At 64.6% G+C, this 17,477-nt stretch carries 15 protein-coding genes; 7 read left to right on the top strand and 8 right to left on the bottom strand.

Annotated features, from left to right (window positions below; all coding sequences use genetic code 11):
- Positions 1–139: 139 nt before the first annotated feature.
- Both glyS and LB572_RS33590 read left to right on the top strand, forming a co-directional pair.
- Positions 140–2,293, top strand: coding sequence for a glycine--tRNA ligase subunit beta (gene glyS / locus LB572_RS33595; RefSeq protein WP_224670820.1), 2,154 nt, complete (start codon positions 140–142; stop codon positions 2,291–2,293).
- A 266-nt stretch (positions 2,294–2,559) separates the two neighbouring features.
- Positions 2,560–2,904: an ATPase gene (locus LB572_RS33590; RefSeq protein WP_224670819.1), complete on the top strand. Its 345-nt coding sequence runs from the start codon at positions 2,560–2,562 to the stop codon at positions 2,902–2,904.
- Between the two features lie 87 nt (positions 2,905–2,991).
- Here the strand turns inward: LB572_RS33590 and LB572_RS33585 are convergent, their stop codons facing one another.
- Positions 2,992–3,381 (bottom strand): hypothetical protein, encoded by a 390-nt coding sequence (locus LB572_RS33585; protein ID WP_224670818.1) that lies wholly within the window; start codon positions 3,379–3,381, stop codon positions 2,992–2,994.
- Positions 3,382–3,482: 101 nt separating this feature from the next.
- Positions 3,483–3,986, bottom strand: coding sequence for a hypothetical protein (locus tag LB572_RS33580; RefSeq protein ID WP_224670817.1), 504 nt, complete (start codon positions 3,984–3,986; stop codon positions 3,483–3,485).
- A gap of 276 nt (positions 3,987–4,262) precedes the next feature.
- Between LB572_RS33580 and LB572_RS33575 the strand changes: the two genes are divergently transcribed.
- The 3 genes from LB572_RS33575 to LB572_RS33565 all read left to right on the top strand — a co-directional run bounded on the left by LB572_RS33575 (position 4,263) and on the right by LB572_RS33565 (position 7,489).
- Positions 4,263–5,225 (top strand): L-threonylcarbamoyladenylate synthase, encoded by a 963-nt coding sequence (locus LB572_RS33575; protein WP_224670816.1) that lies wholly within the window; start codon positions 4,263–4,265, stop codon positions 5,223–5,225.
- Positions 5,226–5,303: 78 nt separating this feature from the next.
- Positions 5,304–6,737, top strand: coding sequence for an FAD-binding oxidoreductase (locus LB572_RS33570; protein WP_224670815.1), 1,434 nt, complete (start codon positions 5,304–5,306; stop codon positions 6,735–6,737).
- A 185-nt stretch (positions 6,738–6,922) separates the two neighbouring features.
- Complete coding sequence (locus tag LB572_RS33565; RefSeq protein ID WP_140805910.1) at positions 6,923–7,489, top strand: DUF6101 family protein; 567 nt, start codon at positions 6,923–6,925, stop codon at positions 7,487–7,489.
- Positions 7,490–7,534: 45 nt separating this feature from the next.
- Here LB572_RS33565 and ubiA read toward each other — a convergent pair whose 3' ends face one another.
- Together ubiA and LB572_RS33555 are read right to left on the bottom strand one after the other, a co-directional pair.
- Entirely contained in the window at positions 7,535–8,518 is a 984-nt protein-coding gene (gene ubiA, locus LB572_RS33560) for a 4-hydroxybenzoate octaprenyltransferase (RefSeq protein WP_224670829.1), read from the bottom strand.
- A 51-nt stretch (positions 8,519–8,569) separates the two neighbouring features.
- A complete protein-coding gene (locus LB572_RS33555) occupies positions 8,570–9,481 on the bottom strand; it encodes a LysR family transcriptional regulator (protein WP_140805912.1) in 912 nt (303 codons plus the stop codon).
- Positions 9,482–9,746: 265 nt separating this feature from the next.
- Between LB572_RS33555 and LB572_RS33550 the strand changes: the two genes are divergently transcribed.
- Both LB572_RS33550 and purD read left to right on the top strand, forming a co-directional pair.
- On the top strand, positions 9,747–10,541 hold the full coding sequence (locus tag LB572_RS33550; protein ID WP_224670814.1) for a phytanoyl-CoA dioxygenase family protein: 795 nt from the start codon (positions 9,747–9,749) through the stop codon (positions 10,539–10,541).
- 357 nt (positions 10,542–10,898) lie between these two features.
- Positions 10,899–12,179 carry a phosphoribosylamine--glycine ligase gene (purD, locus tag LB572_RS33545; protein WP_224670813.1) on the top strand — a complete coding sequence of 427 codons (1,281 nt, stop codon included), beginning with the start codon at positions 10,899–10,901 and terminating at the stop codon, positions 12,177–12,179.
- Here purD and LB572_RS33540 read toward each other — a convergent pair.
- The 4 genes from LB572_RS33540 to LB572_RS33525 are packed head-to-tail and all read right to left on the bottom strand — an operon-like array spanning position 12,176 to position 17,389.
- Positions 12,176–13,546, bottom strand: coding sequence for an alpha-glucosidase/alpha-galactosidase (locus tag LB572_RS33540; RefSeq protein ID WP_140805918.1), 1,371 nt, complete (start codon positions 13,544–13,546; stop codon positions 12,176–12,178). The genes purD and LB572_RS33540 overlap by 4 nt on opposite strands.
- 20 nt (positions 13,547–13,566) lie before the next feature.
- Complete coding sequence (locus LB572_RS33535; RefSeq protein WP_224670812.1) at positions 13,567–15,237, bottom strand: ABC transporter ATP-binding protein; 1,671 nt, start codon at positions 15,235–15,237, stop codon at positions 13,567–13,569.
- A 10-nt stretch (positions 15,238–15,247) separates the two neighbouring features.
- Positions 15,248–16,381, bottom strand: coding sequence for an ABC transporter permease (locus tag LB572_RS33530; RefSeq protein WP_224670811.1), 1,134 nt, complete (start codon positions 16,379–16,381; stop codon positions 15,248–15,250).
- The gene (locus tag LB572_RS33525) at positions 16,382–17,389 is read right to left on the bottom strand and encodes an ABC transporter permease (RefSeq protein ID WP_140805924.1); all 1,008 of its coding nucleotides are present in this window, start codon (positions 17,387–17,389) and stop codon (positions 16,382–16,384) included.
- Between the last annotated feature and the right edge of the window lie 88 nt (positions 17,390–17,477).

Below are 17,477 nucleotides of genomic sequence, written 5' to 3'. Positions count from 1 at the left end.
GAAAAATTCCGCGAAATCGGTCGACGACGCGATCTGCTAGCGGGGTGACAGCGGCCGGCCGAGTTGCTATTTCCCGCCCATTCGTTACGGCGCTGACGCGCCGGCCCTTCCCATCGAGGGGAGGGTAGGGAGCTCAATTATGCCCGACTTGCTGCTCGAACTTCGCTCCGAGGAAATCCCCGCCCGCATGCAGCGCAAGGCTGCCGGCGACCTCAGGAAGATGCTGACCGACGGTCTGGTCGAGGCGGGTCTGACCTATGAGGCGGCGCGCGAATACTGGACGCCGCGGCGCCTGACCCTCGACATAAGGGGCTTGACCGCGCGCTCCAAGGACATTCGCGAGGAGATCAAGGGTCCCTCGACCACGGCGCCCGAGCAGGCGGTGCAAGGCTTCCTGCGCAAGGCCGGGCTTTCATCGATCGCCGACGCCCATGTCCATTCCGATCCGAAGAAGGGCGACTTCTACGTCGCTCATATCTCGAAGCCGGGCCGGGCCGCCGAAGAGATCATCGCCGAGCTGGTGCCGGGCATGGTCAAAAACTTCCCGTGGCCGAAATCGATGCGCTGGGGGCCGGCCTCGGCAAAACCCGGCGCGCTGCGCTGGGTGCGGCCGCTGCAGTCGATCGTCTGCACCTTCGGCCCGGAGACCGAGGAGCCAGTGGTGGTCGATTTCGAGATCGACGGCATCCGCGCCGGCAACATCACCTATGGCCACCGCTTCCATGCGCCGGGCGCCATCACCGTGCGCCGCTTCGACGACTATGTGTCTAAGCTCGAAGCGGCCAAGGTCGTGCTCGATGCCGACCGGCGCAAGGAGATCATCCTCGCCGATGCCCGCAACGTCGCCTTTGCCAACGGCCTCGACCTAGTCGAGGATGAAGGCCTGCTGGAGGAAGTCTCCGGCCTGGTCGAATGGCCGGTCGTGCTGATGGGCGAGTTCGAGCAGGATTTCCTCACCATCCCGAGCGAGGTGATCCGCCTCACCATCCGCGCCAACCAGAAATGCTTCGTCACCCGGCCGCAGGCCACCAGCGAAGAGCTTTCGAACCGCTTCATCCTCACCGCCAATATCGAGGCCAAGGACGGCGGCCGGGAGATCGCCTACGGCAACGGCAAGGTGGTGCGTTCGCGCTTGTCCGACGCGCTCTATTTCTGGCGGACCGACCAGGGCGACCTGCCGGACCTTGAGCAGCTCAAGGAACCCGCGGCGAAGTTCGATCTCAATTTGAAGAAGCCACTCGACCAGCGCATGGCGCGGCTCGATCATCTCAACGTCACCTTCCATGCCAAGCTGGGCACACAAGGGCAGCGGGTCGCGCGCATCAAGCGGTTGGCCGAGGAGCTTGCCCCGATCGTCGGCGCCGACAGCGCGCTCGTCGCCCGGGCGTCGGTGCTCGCCAAGGCCGATCTGCAAACCGAGGTGGTCGGCGAGTTTCCGGAACTGCAAGGAGCAATGGGCCGCAAATACGCGCTGCTGCAGGGCGAGCATCCGTCGGTCGCGGCGGCCGCCGAGGAGCACTACAAACCGCAGGGCCCATCCGACCGCGTGCCGACCGATCCGGTCTCGGTTGCCGTGGCGCTGGCCGACAAGCTCGACATGCTCACCGGCTTCTGGGCGATCGATGAAAAGCCGACGGGCAGCAAGGACCCGTTTGCGCTGCGCCGCGCTGCGCTGGGCGTGGTCAGGATCCTCATCGAGAACCGCATCCGTCTGGCGCTGACGTCTGTTTTCGCCAAGGCTTTCGCAAATTTCAAAGGCGGCGCGGGCCAATCGTCCGACCTACTGGCCTTCTTCCACGACCGCCTGAAAGTCTACCTCCGCGACCAGGGCGCGCGGCATGACCTGATCGATGCCGTCATCACGCCGCGGTCCGACGATCTCCTGCAGATCGTGCGCCGCGTCGAGGCGCTGGGTTCCTTGCTCGACACCGAGGAAGGCAAGAACCTGCTTGCCGGAACCAAGCGCGCCGCCAATATCCTGGCTGCCGAGGAGAAGAAGAAAACGCTGGTCGCCGAGACTGTTGAGCCGGCGCTGTTCCGCGAGGAAGCGGAAAAGAAGCTCAATGCCGCGGTGAATCAGGCTGAGAAGGAAGCCGGCCAAGCAATTAAAAACGAAGATTTTTCCGCTGCTATGCTGGCGCTTAGCGTGTTGCGCGAACCGGTTGATTCATTTTTTGAAGGCGTTCTCGTCAATGATGAGGACCAGGCCGTGCGCGCCAATCGCCTGGCGCTGCTCGCACGCATCCGGACCGCCATCGATCAAGTCGCGGATTTTTCAAAAATCGTCGGCTGATAGCGCAAAAATAGCGCCTTCGAACTTGCCCGCATTCGCTAGGATGCGGGCATTCCTCGACAATTCGGCGCCCGAAATTTAATGCGCCGGAGCCGGCTTACAGTCATATGACGATGACCTCCGCATGGGACAACTGATGCGTGTCGTCCAGAAGCGCTGAGCGGTTCTGGGGCAACGACATGCATCAACCAAAGACTTAAGGCGCGTTCCCCGAAATCGTTTCGCGTGGCGCGCCGTAAGACGTCCCCAAACCACGGAGGCATGCCATGAATTCCGTTGACGATATCGACCTGATTGAAGAGACCCCGGCCGCCGCCGAGGGCATCGAAGCCGCTTCCGAAAACCTCCTCGACCATGCCGCCGCTGCAGCGGTCGAATCCGCCGATCCTTCCGAAGACGACGAGGAAGAAGGCGATGACGAGGAAGCCACGGCCTCGGCCGACGATGAGTCGGACGACGAGGATGAAGATGACGACGAAGACGGCGACGACGAAGACGATGACGCTGACGAAGAAGCCAAAGCCTCGGGCGACGACGAGGATGAAGATGGCGACGAGGATGAAGGCGACGCCGACGAGTCCGACGATGACGACAAGGAAGAAGCGGCCTGAGCCGTCTCACGTCGTCTGAAGCATGAAGGGCGGCGCGTTACGCGTCGCCCTTTTTCGTCAGGCTCGGCAATCAGGAAGATTGATTCGTCAATCTTCGACGATGCTGACCCGCACGCTATCCGGATAGACGTCGACCTCGATCAGCGGCTCGCCATTGATGATGGCGCGCCGGGTCGAGCTGCTCATCGCGCCGCCGCGTTCCAGCATGCGCTGCAGGTCGGCGCGCGAGCCGTCGCTGCGGAACCAGGAATCGCCCTGGTCGTCGCTGTCGCGCCGGTGGAATTTATGCCAGTTGGCGCGGTCCTGCCGCACCATCTGCGCCGCGCTGCTGAGCGGATAGCCGTCGCTGGCGCGATGGTCGCGATCGGAAATCCGCGCGACGTAGGAGCCGAGCATGTCGTCGGCCCGCGCCGAACCCGCACCCAGTGTCGTTGCAGCCACCAGCCCGGCAACCGCCATTGCTTTCGAAACAGTCATGAAACCCCCTTGTTGAACGCCAGCCCCATCGTGCCCGATCCCGGTGACGGGAATCGGACAGAGTTAAGCGCCTAGCACATCGAGGCGGTATGCAGTGCGATCTACATCGCCTTGCCGGCGCGCGGCACTGACGGGGTGTTTTGCGGCTGCGAGCCACCCGATGCACTGGCTGTCGCGGCCGGCTGGCTGCCGGTTTTGCTGTTGCCGTTCGAGGCGGTGCCGTTCGCGGGCGTTGCCGGCGAAGTGCCGTTTGCCGGCGCGGTGGCGGCGGGTGTGGTCGTCGGTGTTGCGGCCTTGGCCGACGCGGTTGCCGCCGGCGTTGCGAAAGCACCGCCGACAATGCCGCCGCGAATGATCATCGGGGCCAGCCGGTGCCCCGACTTCTCGGGGATTGCCGCGACCTTTTCGTCGGTGACGGCGGGCATAGGATCGCCGAGCGCTATCATCGACGGCGTCATGGCCCCGGACAGCTTGGCCGGCTCGATCGCAGTCAGTCTGATGAACGAAGGCGTCGAGGTCGAGGCGCCAAGCACGACGATCGACGAAGCATGTGCCGCGCCGTTCATCGCCAAAAGGCTGATACCGAACGCTCCAAGCAGACGCATCACAACAACTCCCAAGCCCGCAACCGCACCGAACCCGCACCTTAGGGCCGGCACATTGAGGCCGGCTTGCTCGGAAACTTAACATTTTAGGGATTGATAAATCGCCAATGCCCGCACTTGCCCGATGGAGGCGGCCGTATTACGGGACCGGCATGTCTAAAGCGCGTCGCGTTGAAACGGATTCAATCGACGCGCTTTAGGTTTTGTTTCATGCATGTCGTTGTCCCAAAACCGCTGCACACTTTTGGGCAACATGCATCAGGACTGGTGGCGAAATTGGCTGAGATACTGGCGATTGGCGAGGCTCTGGAGCAGGCCCTCGCGCTGCTCGAGGGCGGCGACGTCGTCGCCATCCCGACCGAGACGGTTTACGGCTTGGCGGGCGACGCCACCAACGGCGTTGCCGTGGCGCGCATTTTCGAGGCGAAGGGCCGGCCGCGCTTCAACCCGCTGATCGCCCATGTCGCCGATCGCGCCATGGCGGACCGTATCGCCAAGTTCGATCCGCTGTCGGCAAAACTGGCCGAAGCCTTCTGGCCCGGCCCGCTGACGCTGGTGCTGCCGCAACGTGCCGGCAACGGCATCCATCCGTTGGTCACCGCGGGGCTGGATACGATCGCTTTGCGCATGCCGCGCGGCTTCGGCGGCGAGCTGATCGCGCGGCTCGGCCGGCCGCTCGCCGCCCCCAGCGCCAATTCCTCCGGAAAGATCAGCGGCACCACGGCAGGTGCGGTCGCCGCCGATCTCGGCGGCAGGATCAAGCTGGTCGTCGATGGCGGCGCGACGCCTGTCGGCCTGGAATCGACCATCGTGAAGGTTGAGAACGGCAAATTGCGGCTGCTGCGGCCCGGTGGCATCGGCGCCGAGGAGATCGAGGCGGTGGCCGGCGCGAAATTGTCGCGCGGCGCCGTTGGCATCGAGGCGCCGGGCATGCTCGCCTCGCATTACGCGCCGGGCGCCGCGATGCGGCTCAATGTCGAAGAAATTGCCGAAGGCGAGGCGCTGCTTGCCTTCGGCCGCAAGCGCGCCCAAGGCTGGGAACGGGCCGTTGCGTTGCGCAACCTTTCCGAAGCGGGCGACCTGCGCGAGGCGGCCAGCAATCTGTTCGCCTATATGCAGGCGCTCGACCGCGTCGGCGCCGCGACCATCGCCGTCGAGCCTATCCCGTTCGAGGGCCTGGGCGAGGCGATCAACGATCGGCTTGCCCGCGCCGCCGCGCCGCGTGACAAGACCGCTTGAGCCTATCTCTTTGTTTTGACGCAATTCCGGACGGAAACCGCTTCGCACTTTTCCTGGAATTGCTCTAGGTTCTGACCCATGAACGATCAGTCCTTCGATCTCGATCCCGCCGTCATCGACCGCTTCGTGGCCATCGTCGGCGACAAATATGCCTTGCGCGACCAGGCCGACATCGCGCCTTACATAACCGAGCGGCGCGGCCTCTGGCATGGCAGGACATCGCTGGTGCTGAGGCCCGGCAGCGTCGAGGAAGTGAGCCGCATCATGCGGCTGGCGACCGAGACCGGAACGCCGATCGTGCCGCAGAGCGGCAATACGGGGCTGGTCGGCGCCCAGGTGCCGGACAAGTCCGGCCGAGACATCGTGCTGTCGCTGTCGCGGCTGAACCGCATCCGCGAGATCGATGTCTTGTCGAACACGGTGACCGCCGAGGCCGGCGTGATCCTGCAGACGCTGCAGGAAGCGGCCGACGCCGCCGGCCGGCTGTTTCCGCTCTCGCTCGCCGCCCAGGGCTCCTGCCAGATCGGCGGCAATCTGTCCTCCAATGCCGGCGGCACCGGCGTGCTGGCCTATGGCAATGCGCGCGAGCTCTGCCTCGGCGTCGAGGTCGTGCTGCCGACCGGCGAGGTGTTCGATGACCTGCGCAAATTGAAGAAGGACAACACCGGCTACGATCTGAAGAACCTCTTCGTCGGCGCCGAAGGCACGCTCGGCATCATCACCGCCGCGGTGCTGAAACTGTTTCCGAAACCGAAGGGCAGGGAGGTCGCCTTTGCCGGCCTGCCGTCGTCCCCGAAAGACGCGCTGTCGCTGTTCACCTTGGCGATGGACCGCGCCGGCGCCTCGCTCACCGCTTTCGAGTTGATCGCCAGAAGACCTTACGACTTCACGCTGAAACATGGGCAAGGCATCACGCGGCCGCTGGCCGACGACTGGCCCTGGTATGTCTTGATGCAGGTTTCGTCCGGCCGTTCCGAAGAAGACGGCAAGGCGCTGATCGAGGAGATTCTTTCAGCCGGCCTCGAGCAAGGCATCGTCGGCGACGCGGTGATATCGGCAAGCCTGGCTCAGGGCGACGCTTTCTGGAATTTCCGCGAGACGCTGCCCGAATGCCAGAAGCCCGAAGGCGCCTCGATCAAGCACGACATCTCGGTGCCGATCGCCTCGATCCCGGACTTCATCGAAAAGGCGGCCGGTGTGGTGGAAGGGGTCTGCCCCGGCGCGCGCGTCGTCTGCTTCGGCCATATGGGCGACGGCAACCTGCACTACAACATCTCGCGCCCCGTCGACTGGCAGGACGAGGCGTTCCTCGAGCTCTACCATCCCATGAACAAGGCCGTGCACGACGTCGTGCGCTCCTTCCATGGCTCGATCTCGGCCGAGCACGGCATCGGCCAGTTGAAGCGCGACGAGCTGATCGCCACGGCGCCGCCGATGGCGATCGACCTGATGCGGCGGGTGAAGACGGCCTTCGATCCGGCCGGCATCATGAATCCCGGTAAGGTTATCTGATCCTTCCCATATCTGGTGGCCGGTCGCATTCCGATAACCATCCCTGAGATCAGCAAAATTTAACCGACTTTCTTAAGCGCGCCGGTAAGAAGCCAGCGCTAATGTTTCTTCCCATAACGAGGCCGGAAAAACCGGCCCTGAGAGAACCGGAAAAACGGCCCTCAGGAATAACAGGGAAGACATCGATGAACACTGGACTGAAGCCAGTCTGGGCCGGGCGCAACATGCGTCTCGACCCGTTTCGCCTGCCGCAGATGGTGAGCTATGCCACCCGCGACGACTATGGCGATGTGACCTTCACCATCGACCAGCGCGGCGCCGTCATCCGCCGCATGCTGGAAATGAGCGGCGTGCCGGCGATCATCGCGCTGCCCGCCAAGGCGTTCCGCGGCGTCGCCGCCCGCGCCATGGAGGATCCGGACGGCAATGTGACCGTGACGCTGGAACTCCTGCACAATGATCCGATGCTGTCGGTGCCGCTTCTGGTCGCCGACGACCTCGAGGACGTTGCCGCCGATTGGCGCGCCTGGGCCGATGCCTATCGCCTGCCGATGCTCCTGATCGAGGCCGACGGCATTGCCCGCACGCTGGAAGAATCGCTCGGCGTCGCCATCAAGGCGCTGCCGCCGCAGGATCGCCGCAAGGGCCGCGTCTCCACCATGCGCCGCCCGCGCTTCCTCGCCCGCCGCAAGGCCGGCAATCTTGGCTTGAGGCTCGTCATCGACGGCCAGGAGATTATCGCAAGGGAGTAGCTGCGCCTTTTCCTTCTCCCCGTACGGGGAGAAGGGCGCGCCCCGCTACACCAGCGGCTTCAGCCATATCCAGACCGACCCGCCGATCAGGCCGAGGAAGATCAGCCAGCCGACCTGGTTGTTCGACTTGAACAGTTTCAGGCACTGGTCCGGATTGTTGATGTCGAGCCGGATGATCTGGCGCGCCATATGCGCGCCGGCGGCGATCAGTCCGGCCAGCGACACCACCGGCACCTGCGCCGAAGCGAAGGCGATGGCGAAGCAGACCAGCGCGCCGCCATAGAGCCCGACCAGCCAGGTCTTGGTATTGTCGCCGAACAGCCGCGCGGTGGAGCGCACACCGACGATGGCGTCGTCTTCCTTGTCCTGATGCGCGTAGATCGTGTCGTAGCCGATCACCCACAGGATCGAGCCGATATAGAGCATGACCGCCGGGTCATCGATGTCGCCGAACTCGACCGCCCAGCCCATCAGCGCGCCCCAGGAGAAGGCGAGTCCCAGCACGAATTGCGGCCAGCTGGTGATGCGCTTCATGAAGGGATAGACGGCGACGATCGCCAGCGAGGCGATGCCGAGCGGAATGGCGAAGCTGTTGAACTGCAGCAGCACGGCCAGGCCCACCAGCGCCTGGATGATGACGAAAGCCCAGGCCTGGCGGCGCGTCACCTTGCCGGCGGGCAGCGGCCGCGAACGGGTGCGCTCGACCTGGTTGTCGATGCCCTCGTCGGCGACGTCGTTATAGGTGCAGCCGGCGCCCCGCATGGCGACGGCGCCGATGAAGAACAGCAGCAGGTACCAGGGCGCCGGAAGCAGCGTCAGCAGCGGGTCGGTCGGACGCGGATAAGCGCCCGCGGCAAGTGCCGCCGACCACCAGCAGGGCCACAACAGCAATTGCCAGCCGATCGGCCGGTCCCAGCGCGCGAGCTGCGCATAGGGCCATAGCCAGCGCGGCAGCACGCGGTAGACCCAATGGCCGCTCGGCGCGTCGGCGACACGGCCCTGGATCGCTTTCGACTGGACGGGTTCCATCACGTTGAAGTGACAGTCGCGAGTGGCGCCGTCAAGCGGCCGCAGTGTCGCTTAAGCAGTGAAAACATCGTGACCGGCGAACCATGTCTTGGCGACGTCGATGAACGCCGCAGCCGCCTTCGACAGGCGCTGGCGCGTGTCATGCGTCAGGATGATGCGCTGCATCGGCAGCGGATCGGAGAGCGGCTTGCAGACCAGCGGCAGGCCGTCATAGCTCATGTCGCCACGCGGCCTGGTGTAGCTGACCGCGACGCCGAAACCATTGGCCACCATGGAGCGCTGCAATTCGAACGAGCTCGTCGTCGCCCGGGCGATCGGTGACAGGCCACGGCTGAGGAAAAGGTCCAGCATGTGCTGCCAGCTGTGCGGCTGGTCGGTGGTGATCAGCGGATGCTGCGCGAGCTCCGCCAGGCTGACGGCGTGCTTGTCGGCCAGCGCATGGCCGGCCGGCAGAAGCGCGTGCGGCCGCAGCTCGTGCAGAAGAATGCGCTTGAAATGGCCTGGAAGGCCGAGATCATAGGTGAGGCCGAGGTCGACCGCGCTGTCGGCCAGGCGCCGCCCCAGCGTGTCGAAGGTCTCGTCGCCGATGACGACGGTGACGGCCGGGCAGCGCTCGGCGAAGGCACGCATCAGCGCCGGCGCGAAATAGGGAGCCAGATCCTCGAAGCAGCCGAGCATCAGCTCGCCGCCGACATCGGTGTCGCGCGATCCGAGCGCCGCCAGCTCGTCCGCCTCGCCCAGCACCTGCCTTGCCTTGGCGACGGCCCTGCGGCCGAAGGACGTCAGCGCAACGCCGCTGCCCCGCTGGCGCACGAACAGTTTCTGGCCGAGCGCATCCTCGACATTGTCGATCGCCACCGAGATCGACGGCTGCGACACGTTCAGCGCCGACGCTGCGGCGGTCACGCTGCCATGGCGGGCCACGGCAACGACATAGCGCAATTGGGTGAGAGTCGGTCTCATAGGAAAAAACTATAAACTAGATGACAAGTTATTATTTTACGCGATGTCCAACGCTTGCGATAGTCGCGTCACCGAACCAAGAGCAGTTCCAGGAAACGTGTGAGACGGCTTTCCGTCCGGAATTGCGTCAAACAAGGAAAGCAATTCCAGGAAAAGTGTGCAGCGGTTTTCCGTCCGGAATTGCGTCAAACAAGGAAAGCAATTCCAGGAAAAGTGTGCAGCGGTTTTCCGTCCGGAATTGCGTCAAACAAAGAGACCGAGCGCCATGGCCAGCCCGAAGATCAATGCCTCGACGATTGCCGACTACCAGCGCGACGGCGCGGTCTGTGTCCGCGGCGCCTTCAAGGACTGGGTCGACGTCATCGCCGCAGGCATCGAACGCAACATTCAGAACCGCAGCGCCACGGCTTCCGACATCGCCGGCGGCAAGGGCAGCTTCTTCGACGATTACTGCAACTGGGAGCGCATCCCGGAATTCGTCAGGATCGTGCGCGAATCGCCGGCCGCCGAGCTCGCCGCCGCCGTTATGCAGTCGCGCAGCGCCCAGTTCTTCCACGATCACGTCCTGGTCAAGGAGCCTGGCACGCAGAAGCCGACGCCCTGGCACCAGGATATTCCCTATTACTTCGTCGACGGCAGCCAGACGGTGAGCTTCTGGATTCCGATCGATCCGGTGAAGGAGGCCACGCTTCGGCTGATCGCCGGCTCGCACAAATGGGAAAAGATGGTCCTGCCGGTGCGCTGGTTGAACGACGACAATTTCTATGCTGGCGAGGGCGACTACCTGCCGGTGCCGGATCCCGACAACGACCCGTCGATGAAGGTGCTGGAATGGGAGATGGAGCCGGGCGACGCCATCCTGTTCGACTTTCGCACCGCTCACGGCGCGCGCGGCAACATGACCTCGGCGCGGCGCCGGGCGCTGTCGCTGCGCTGGGTCGGCGACGACGCGCATTATGTCGAGCGTCCCGGCCGCACCTCGCCGCCCTATACCGGCCACGACATGAAGCCCGGCCAGAAACTGCGCGAAGATTGGTTCCCAGTCGTTTTCCAGAGCTGAACGGCCCTGCCTCGCCACGGGCGAAGCGGACGCGCAGACCCGAGAATTCCGTGACCTTGAAGCGCCGCGACGGTGCAGAATTCTGCGCCGTTTGCATCCTTCGGCTAAGGTAACCGCATGGATTCTAGGGTCTGCGCGTCCGCTTCGCTCCTTGCTCCGCCCATACATGACGAGGTTGAGGAGGCTTCAGCTAATCTCCCTGGAATTGCTCTAGGCTAGCCGAACGCGGGACTTATCTTATCCCTCTTGATGGGGGCCATGTTCCCGTGCGCAATTGCCGCCGAAATGCCAAGATGCCTTGACCCATCGCCCGCGGACCAATAGCGGGTTCAGGGAGACGATCAGCAAGAGGTGGCCATGAACGTTCTTCTTCTCGGCTCGGGTGGCCGCGAACATGCGCTCGCCTGGAAGATGTCCGCCTCGCCGCTGCTGACGAAGCTCTACGCCTCGCCCGGCAATCCGGGCATCGGCCGTGTCGGCGAGCTGGTCAAGCTCGACGTTGCCGACCATTCCGCCGTCGCGTCCTTCTGCCAGGAAAAGAAGATCGATCTCGTCGTGGTCGGCCCGGAAGGCCCGCTGGTCGCCGGCATCGCCGATGATCTGCGCGCCTGGGGCATCCGCGTCTTCGGCCCGTCCAAGGCTGCGGCGAGGCTGGAGGGCTCGAAGGGCTTCACCAAGGATCTTTGCGCCAGGTTCAACATCCCGACCGCCGCCTATGGCCGCTTCGGCGACCTCGCCTCGGCAAAGGCCTATGTCGAGAAGACCGGCGCGCCGATCGTCATCAAGGCCGACGGGCTCGCCGCCGGCAAGGGCGTCACCGTCGCCATGACGCTGGGTGAGGCGGTCGCCGCGCTCGAAGCCTGTTTCGACGGTTCCTTCGGCGCCGCCGGCGCCGAGGTCGTGGTCGAGGAATATCTGACGGGCGAGGAGGCGAGTTTCTTTTGCCTGTGTGATGGCGCGACCGCGCTGCCCTTCGGCACCGCGCAGGACCACAAGCGAGTCGGCGACGGCGATACCGGGCCGAACACCGGCGGCATGGGCGCCTATTCACCGGCGCCGGTGATGACGCCGGAAATGACCGAGCGCACCATGCGCGAGATCATCGAGCCGACCATGCGCGGCATGGCCAATATCGGCGCGCCCTTCGCCGGCGTCCTCTTTGCCGGCCTGATGATCACCGACCAGGGCCCCAAGCTGATCGAATACAACACCCGCTTCGGCGATCCCGAATGCCAGGTGCTGATGATGCGGTTGAAGGACGACCTGCTCGTCCTGCTCAACGCCGCCGTCGACGGCCAGCTCGCGCATATGTCCATCCGCTGGAGCGACGCGGCGGCGTTGACCGTGGTGATGGCGGCAAGGGGTTATCCGGGCACGCCGGAAAAGGGCTCGGTCATCCGTGGCCTCGACAAGGCGGAAGGCGAGGGCGTCCAGGTCTTCCATGCCGGCACCGCCATCAATGGCGGCGCGCTGGTCGCCAATGGCGGCCGTGTGCTCAACGTCACCGCGCTTGGAAAGACGGTCAGCGAGGCGCAGGCCAAGGCCTACGCGGCAGTCGATCGTATCGACTGGCCGCAGGGCTTCTGCCGTCGCGACATCGGCTGGCAGGCCGTGGCGCGCGAGAAGGCCGGCACCTAAGCCGCCGCGCTCTTGCGGCCTCCGCGCGCCCAGGCCGGCAGCCAGTCGCCATGCGCTGCAAGCAGATCGTCGACCAGTGACCAGATCTGGTCGAGATCGAGCTCGGCCGCGGTATGCGGGTCCATCATCGCGGCGTGGTAGATGTGCTCGCGGTTCTCGCTCATCAGCGCCCGCACCGTCAGTTCCTGGACGTTGATGTTGGTGCGGATCAGCGCCGTCAGCTGCGGCGGCAGGTCGCCGATATAGGTCGGCTGGATGCCCGAGGCGTCGACCAGGCACGGCACTTCCGCCGCGCAGTCGACAGGCAGCGAGGTGATGCAGCCATTGTTGCGGACATTGCCGTAGATCACCGACGGCTCGCCAGTCCACACCGAGTTCATGATCGAGGAAGCATATTCCTTGGACTGCTCGACCTCGATCCGGTCGGCCGAGCGATAGGCTTCCGCCTGGCCCTTCCAGCGCTCGATCTGCTCGATGCAGCGCTTTGGATATTCGTCGAGCGGAATGCCGTATTTCTCGATCAGGTCGCCGCGGCCGTCCTTGATGAAATAGGGCGTGTATTCGGCGAAATGCTCCGAGCTTTCGGTGACGAAATAGCCGAGCCTGGTCAGCATCTCGTAGCGCACCTTGTTCGGGCAGCGCGGATTCCAGCCCGGCTTCGGCGCGCGGCCTTCGCGATAGGCGCGCACGAGATCGGGATAGAGGTCCCGGTAGGAGCCGTCCGCCTGGCGATGCTCGAACTTGAGATAAAACGCCATGTGGTTGACGCCGGCCGAGCGGTAGCGGATTTCTGCATAGGGGAGGTCGAGGTCGTGCGCCAGTTCCATCGCGGTGCCCTGCACCGAATGGCAGAGCCCGACCTGCTTGATCGCGGGATATTTCTCGGCGATCGCCCAGGTGTTGATCGCCATCGGGTTCACATATTGCAGCATGATCGCCTCCGGGCAGACGGCGAGCATGTCCTCGCAGATCTTCCACAGATGCGGCACGGTCCGCAATCCGCGCATGATGCCGCCGACGCCGAGCGTGTCGGCGATCGTCTGGCGCAGGCCGTATTTCTTCGGCACTTCGAAATCGGTGACGGTGCAGGGTTCGTAGCCACCGATCTGGAAGGCGACGACGACGAAGTCGGCGCCGGCAAGCGCCTTGCGCTGATCGGAATAGGTCTCGGCCTTCGCCTTGACGCCCAGCGTCGCGATCAGCTTGTTGACGACGATCGCGCTTTCTTCCAGCCGCTGCGGGTTGATGTCCATCAAAGCGATCGTCGCGCCCGAAAGCGCCGGCCGCTGCAGCACGTCGCCGACGATGTTCTTCATGAACACCGTCGAGCCGGCGCCGATGAACGTGATCCTGGGATTTCTTGCCACTTCTAAAACCTCCGGCACTTCTAGGCCACGTCGAAAGCGGCCCTGACGAGCCGTTCGGTGTAGGCGGTCTTGGGATTGGAAAGGACCTCGTCGACGGGTCCCTGCTCGACGATCTTGCCGTGCTGCATGACGATGACGCGGTGGCAGAGCGCCCGCACCACCTTGAGGTCGTGCGAGATGAACAGGTAGCTGAGGCCCCGCTCGTCCTGCAGCTTGCGCAACAGGTCGATGATCTGCGCCTGCACCGAAAGGTCGAGTGCCGAAGTCGGCTCGTCGAGCAGGATGAATTCGGGTTCGAGCGCGATGGCGCGCGCGATCGCGATGCGCTGCCGCTGGCCGCCGGAGAATTCATGCGGGAAGCGCGACAGGATGTTGCCGGGCATGCCGGCGCTGACCAGCGCTTCGCGCACCCGCTCGACCCGCTCGCGCCGCGTCGCGCCCAGCCTGTTGACGACCAGTCCTTCCTCGATGATCTGGCCGATCGTCATGCGCGGATTGAGCGAGGAGAACGGGTCCTGGAAGACGATCTGCATGCGCGCGCGCAGCGGCCGCATCTTGGCGCGCGACAGCTTCTCGATCGGCTGGCCGTCGAAGCTTATTTCACCGCGTTTTGCGTCCTGCAGCCTGAGCAGCGCCTGGCCGAATGTGGTCTTGCCGGAGCCGGATTCGCCGACCAGCCCCAGCGTCTCATGCCGGCAGAGCTTCAGGCCGAGATCGTCGACCGCGACCAGTTCGCGCCAGTCCGGTTTGAGGAAACTACCGTGGCGCAGCATGAAGCAGACGCGCACGTCGTTCGCCTCGAGGATTGGGCCGGACCCCTCCGGCAGCGGCTGCGGCCGCCCGCGCGGCTCGGAGGCGAGCAGCCGCTGCGTGTAGGGATGCTGGGGGTTGGCGAAGAGCTGCTCGGTGACGTTGTGCTCGCGCATCTCGCCATGCTGCATCACATAGACGTAGTCGGAGAACTTACGCACCACCGTGAGGTCGTGGGTGATCAGGATCACCGCCATCCGCAATTCCTTCTGCAGGTTGCGGATCAGGTTGAGGATCTGCGCCTGGACGGTGACGTCGAGCGCGGTGGTCGGCTCGTCGGCGATCAGCACGTCGGGGTCGTTGGCGAGCGCCATGGCGATCATGACGCGCTGGCGCTGGCCGCCGGAGAGCTGGTGCGGATATTGCTTGATGCGTGCTTCCGGCTCGGGGATCTGGACATGCCGCAAAAGCTCCAGCGCCCTTGCCCAGGCCTCCCTGCGGCTCACCTTGCGATGCGCCCGGATCGCTTCGACGATCTGGCTGCCGACCGTGTAGATCGGGTTGAGCGAGCTCATCGGCTCCTGGAAGATCATCGAGATGCGGTTGCCGCGCAGCTTGCGCCGCGAGCTCTCCGGGAACTTCAGGATATTCTGCCCGAGATAGTCGACGCTCGACCGCGGCGACACCGTCGCCCGGCGCGACAACAGCCCCATGACGGTGCGCGCCGTGACCGACTTGCCGGAGCCGGATTCGCCGACGATGGCGATCGTCTCGCCGCGATAGAGCTGGAACGAGACGTCCTTCACCGCCTCGACGGTGCCGTGCTCGACCTTGAAGGCGACCTCGATGTTGCGGGCGTCGATGATGGGCTGCTCATGACGGACGTCATGGTCGAGCCTGAGGGCCGGTGCGAAATCGTCTGCGAGCGCGCTCGTCGTCATCCCGGCCACCTCAATAGGGATCGACGGCATCGCGCAGGCCGTCGCCCAGCGCGTTGAAGGCAAAGACGGTGATCAGCACGAAGCCGACCGGCGACAGGATCCAGGGATAGGTGCCGATGACCGAATAGGTGGCGGTGTCCTGCAGCATCAGGCCCCAGGAGATCAGCGGCGGCTTCACCGCGAAGCCGAGGAAGCCGAGGAAGGATTCCAGCAGCACCACCGTCGGGATCGCCAGCGTCACCGCGACGATCACATGGCTCATCACATTGGGGAAGATGTGCTGCAGGATGATGCGCCGGTCGGTGGCGCCGACCGCCATGGCGGCGCGCACATAGTCGATGCGCGCCAGCGCCAGCGTCTTGCCGCGCACCTCGCGCGACATCTGCGCCCAGCCCAGCGCCGACATGACGATGATGACGAAACCGAGGAAGACATTGGTCGGCGCGGTGACCGGGATCAGCGTCGTCAGCGCCAGATAAAGCGGCAATTGCGGGAAGGCGAGCACCAACTCGACGAAGCGCTGCATCCAGATATCGAACTTGCCGCCGAAATAGCCGGAGACCATGCCGACGCTGGTGCCGATGACCGTGATGATGAAGACCACCGTCAGCGCGATCATCAGCGACACGCGCGAGCCATGGATGGCGCGAGACAGCACGTCGCGGCCGAACTTGTCGGTGCCGAGGAAATGCACCGGCTGGCCGTCCATCGAGCCGAAGAAATGCCGATCCGCCGGGATGAGCCCGAACAGCTTGTAGGGCGCGCCCTCGACGAAGAAGCCGAGCAGCCGCGGATGGTCGTAGTCGGGGCCGACGATCGGCTGGAAGGTGACCGGATCGAGATCGGCCGACTCGGCCAGCGCATAGATCCTCGGCCACGCAGCGAAATTGTCGTCCTTGTCGTGGAAGCTGGGCACCTGCGGCGGAGCGAAGGCGATATCGGTCGCCTTCGGGTCCATCGGCGCCAGGAATTCGGCGAACACCGCCATGGCCAGCAGCAGCACGACCAGGCAAAGCCCAGCCATGCCCGTCCAGGAACGCTTCAGGCGGCGCCAGACAAGCGCGATATAGCTTTCGTTGCCGTGCGCGGATTCGGTTACGGTGCCTTCGGCCGGCGGCGGGGGTGAGGGATCGCGGGCCAGCATCTAGCGCTCTCCGAACTGGCGGATGCGGGGGTCGAGCAGCACGAGCAGCATGTCGGCGATGATGTTGCCGACGATCAGCGTCGCCGACAGCACCATCATGAAGGTCGCCGTGACATAGACATCGCCCACCGCCATTGAACCGACGATCGCCGGGCCGACCGTCGGCAGCGCGAAGATGATCGCCGTCTCGATCTCGCCGGTGAGCATATAGGGCAGCACCACGCCCTGATACATCACCAGCGGGTGCAGCGCATTGGGCACGGCGTGCCGCATGACCACCGCGCCGCCGGTCAGGCCCTTGGCCTTGGCCGTCTCGACATATTGCATGTTCAGCGTGTCGAGCAGGTTGCCGCGCATGACGCGCATGTTGTAGGCGAGGCCGCCGAAGGTCGCGATCGCCACCACCGGCCAGACATGTTTGACCAGGTCGACGAACTTCGCCCACGACCACGGCGCGCCGCCATATTGCGGCGAGAAGAACGAGCCGATCTCGGAGACGTTGAACTGGAAGACCAGCAGATAGACGATGACCAGCGCCATCAGGAAGCGCGGCACCGTCATGCCGAGGAATGAGATCGCCGAAAGCGTCGAGTCGATCCAGCTATACTGCCTTGTCGCCGCCCATATGCCGAAAGTGATGCCGAGCACAGAAGCGAGCAGATGGCAGACCAGCGCCAGAAGCAAGGTGCGCGGCAGGCGTTCGCCCACCACATCGGCCACCGGCTTGTTGTAGTAGAGGCTGTAGCCGAAATCGCCGCGCGTGACGATGCCGCCGATCCAGTTGAGATACTGGACGGGCAGCGGCTTATCGAGGCCATGTTCTTTCCGATAGGCCTGGGCCTGCGCGTCCGCCTCGGCGTAGGAAGCGCCGCCCTGGTTGATGAGCTGCGATTTGATGTAGTCCGCATAATCGCCGGGCGGCGCCTGGATGATGGCGAAGGTGACGAGGCTCAAGATGGCGAGGACGGGGATCGCCGACGCTATGCGCATGAGCAGGAATCGCAGCATGGACGGTCCGCTTCCTTTCTGGCCGATCGCGCATTCGATGCGTTTGGAGGATCTGCTTTGTCCGGCCGCGCCGCAACGCGGGCCGGCC

The organism is Mesorhizobium sp. BH1-1-5 (assembly GCF_020165615.1).
Lineage (GTDB): Bacteria > Pseudomonadota > Alphaproteobacteria > Rhizobiales > Rhizobiaceae > Mesorhizobium.
This window is presented reverse-complemented; position numbering and strand designations above follow the sequence as displayed.

Bases quoted from the DNA above. Each gene is read 5' to 3' on its own strand.
- glyS (WP_224670820.1), top strand. From the start codon at position 140: ATGCCCGACTTGCTGCTCGAACTTCGCTCCGAGGAAATCCCCGCCCGC.
- LB572_RS33590 (WP_224670819.1), top strand. From the start codon at position 2,560: ATGAATTCCGTTGACGATATCGACCTGATTGAAGAGACCCCGGCCGCC.
- LB572_RS33585 (WP_224670818.1), bottom strand. From the start codon at position 3,381: ATGACTGTTTCGAAAGCAATGGCGGTTGCCGGGCTGGTGGCTGCAACG.
- LB572_RS33580 (WP_224670817.1), bottom strand. From the start codon at position 3,986: ATGCGTCTGCTTGGAGCGTTCGGTATCAGCCTTTTGGCGATGAACGGC.
- LB572_RS33570 (WP_224670815.1), top strand. From the start codon at position 5,304: ATGAACGATCAGTCCTTCGATCTCGATCCCGCCGTCATCGACCGCTTC.
- LB572_RS33565 (WP_140805910.1), top strand. From the start codon at position 6,923: ATGAACACTGGACTGAAGCCAGTCTGGGCCGGGCGCAACATGCGTCTC.
- ubiA (WP_224670829.1), bottom strand. From the start codon at position 8,518: ATGGAACCCGTCCAGTCGAAAGCGATCCAGGGCCGTGTCGCCGACGCG.
- LB572_RS33555 (WP_140805912.1), bottom strand. From the start codon at position 9,481: ATGAGACCGACTCTCACCCAATTGCGCTATGTCGTTGCCGTGGCCCGC.
- LB572_RS33550 (WP_224670814.1), top strand. From the start codon at position 9,747: ATGGCCAGCCCGAAGATCAATGCCTCGACGATTGCCGACTACCAGCGC.
- purD (WP_224670813.1), top strand. From the start codon at position 10,899: ATGAACGTTCTTCTTCTCGGCTCGGGTGGCCGCGAACATGCGCTCGCC.
- LB572_RS33535 (WP_224670812.1), bottom strand. From the start codon at position 15,237: ATGACGACGAGCGCGCTCGCAGACGATTTCGCACCGGCCCTCAGGCTC.
- LB572_RS33530 (WP_224670811.1), bottom strand. From the start codon at position 16,381: ATGCTGGCCCGCGATCCCTCACCCCCGCCGCCGGCCGAAGGCACCGTA.
- LB572_RS33525 (WP_140805924.1), bottom strand. From the start codon at position 17,389: ATGCTGCGATTCCTGCTCATGCGCATAGCGTCGGCGATCCCCGTCCTC.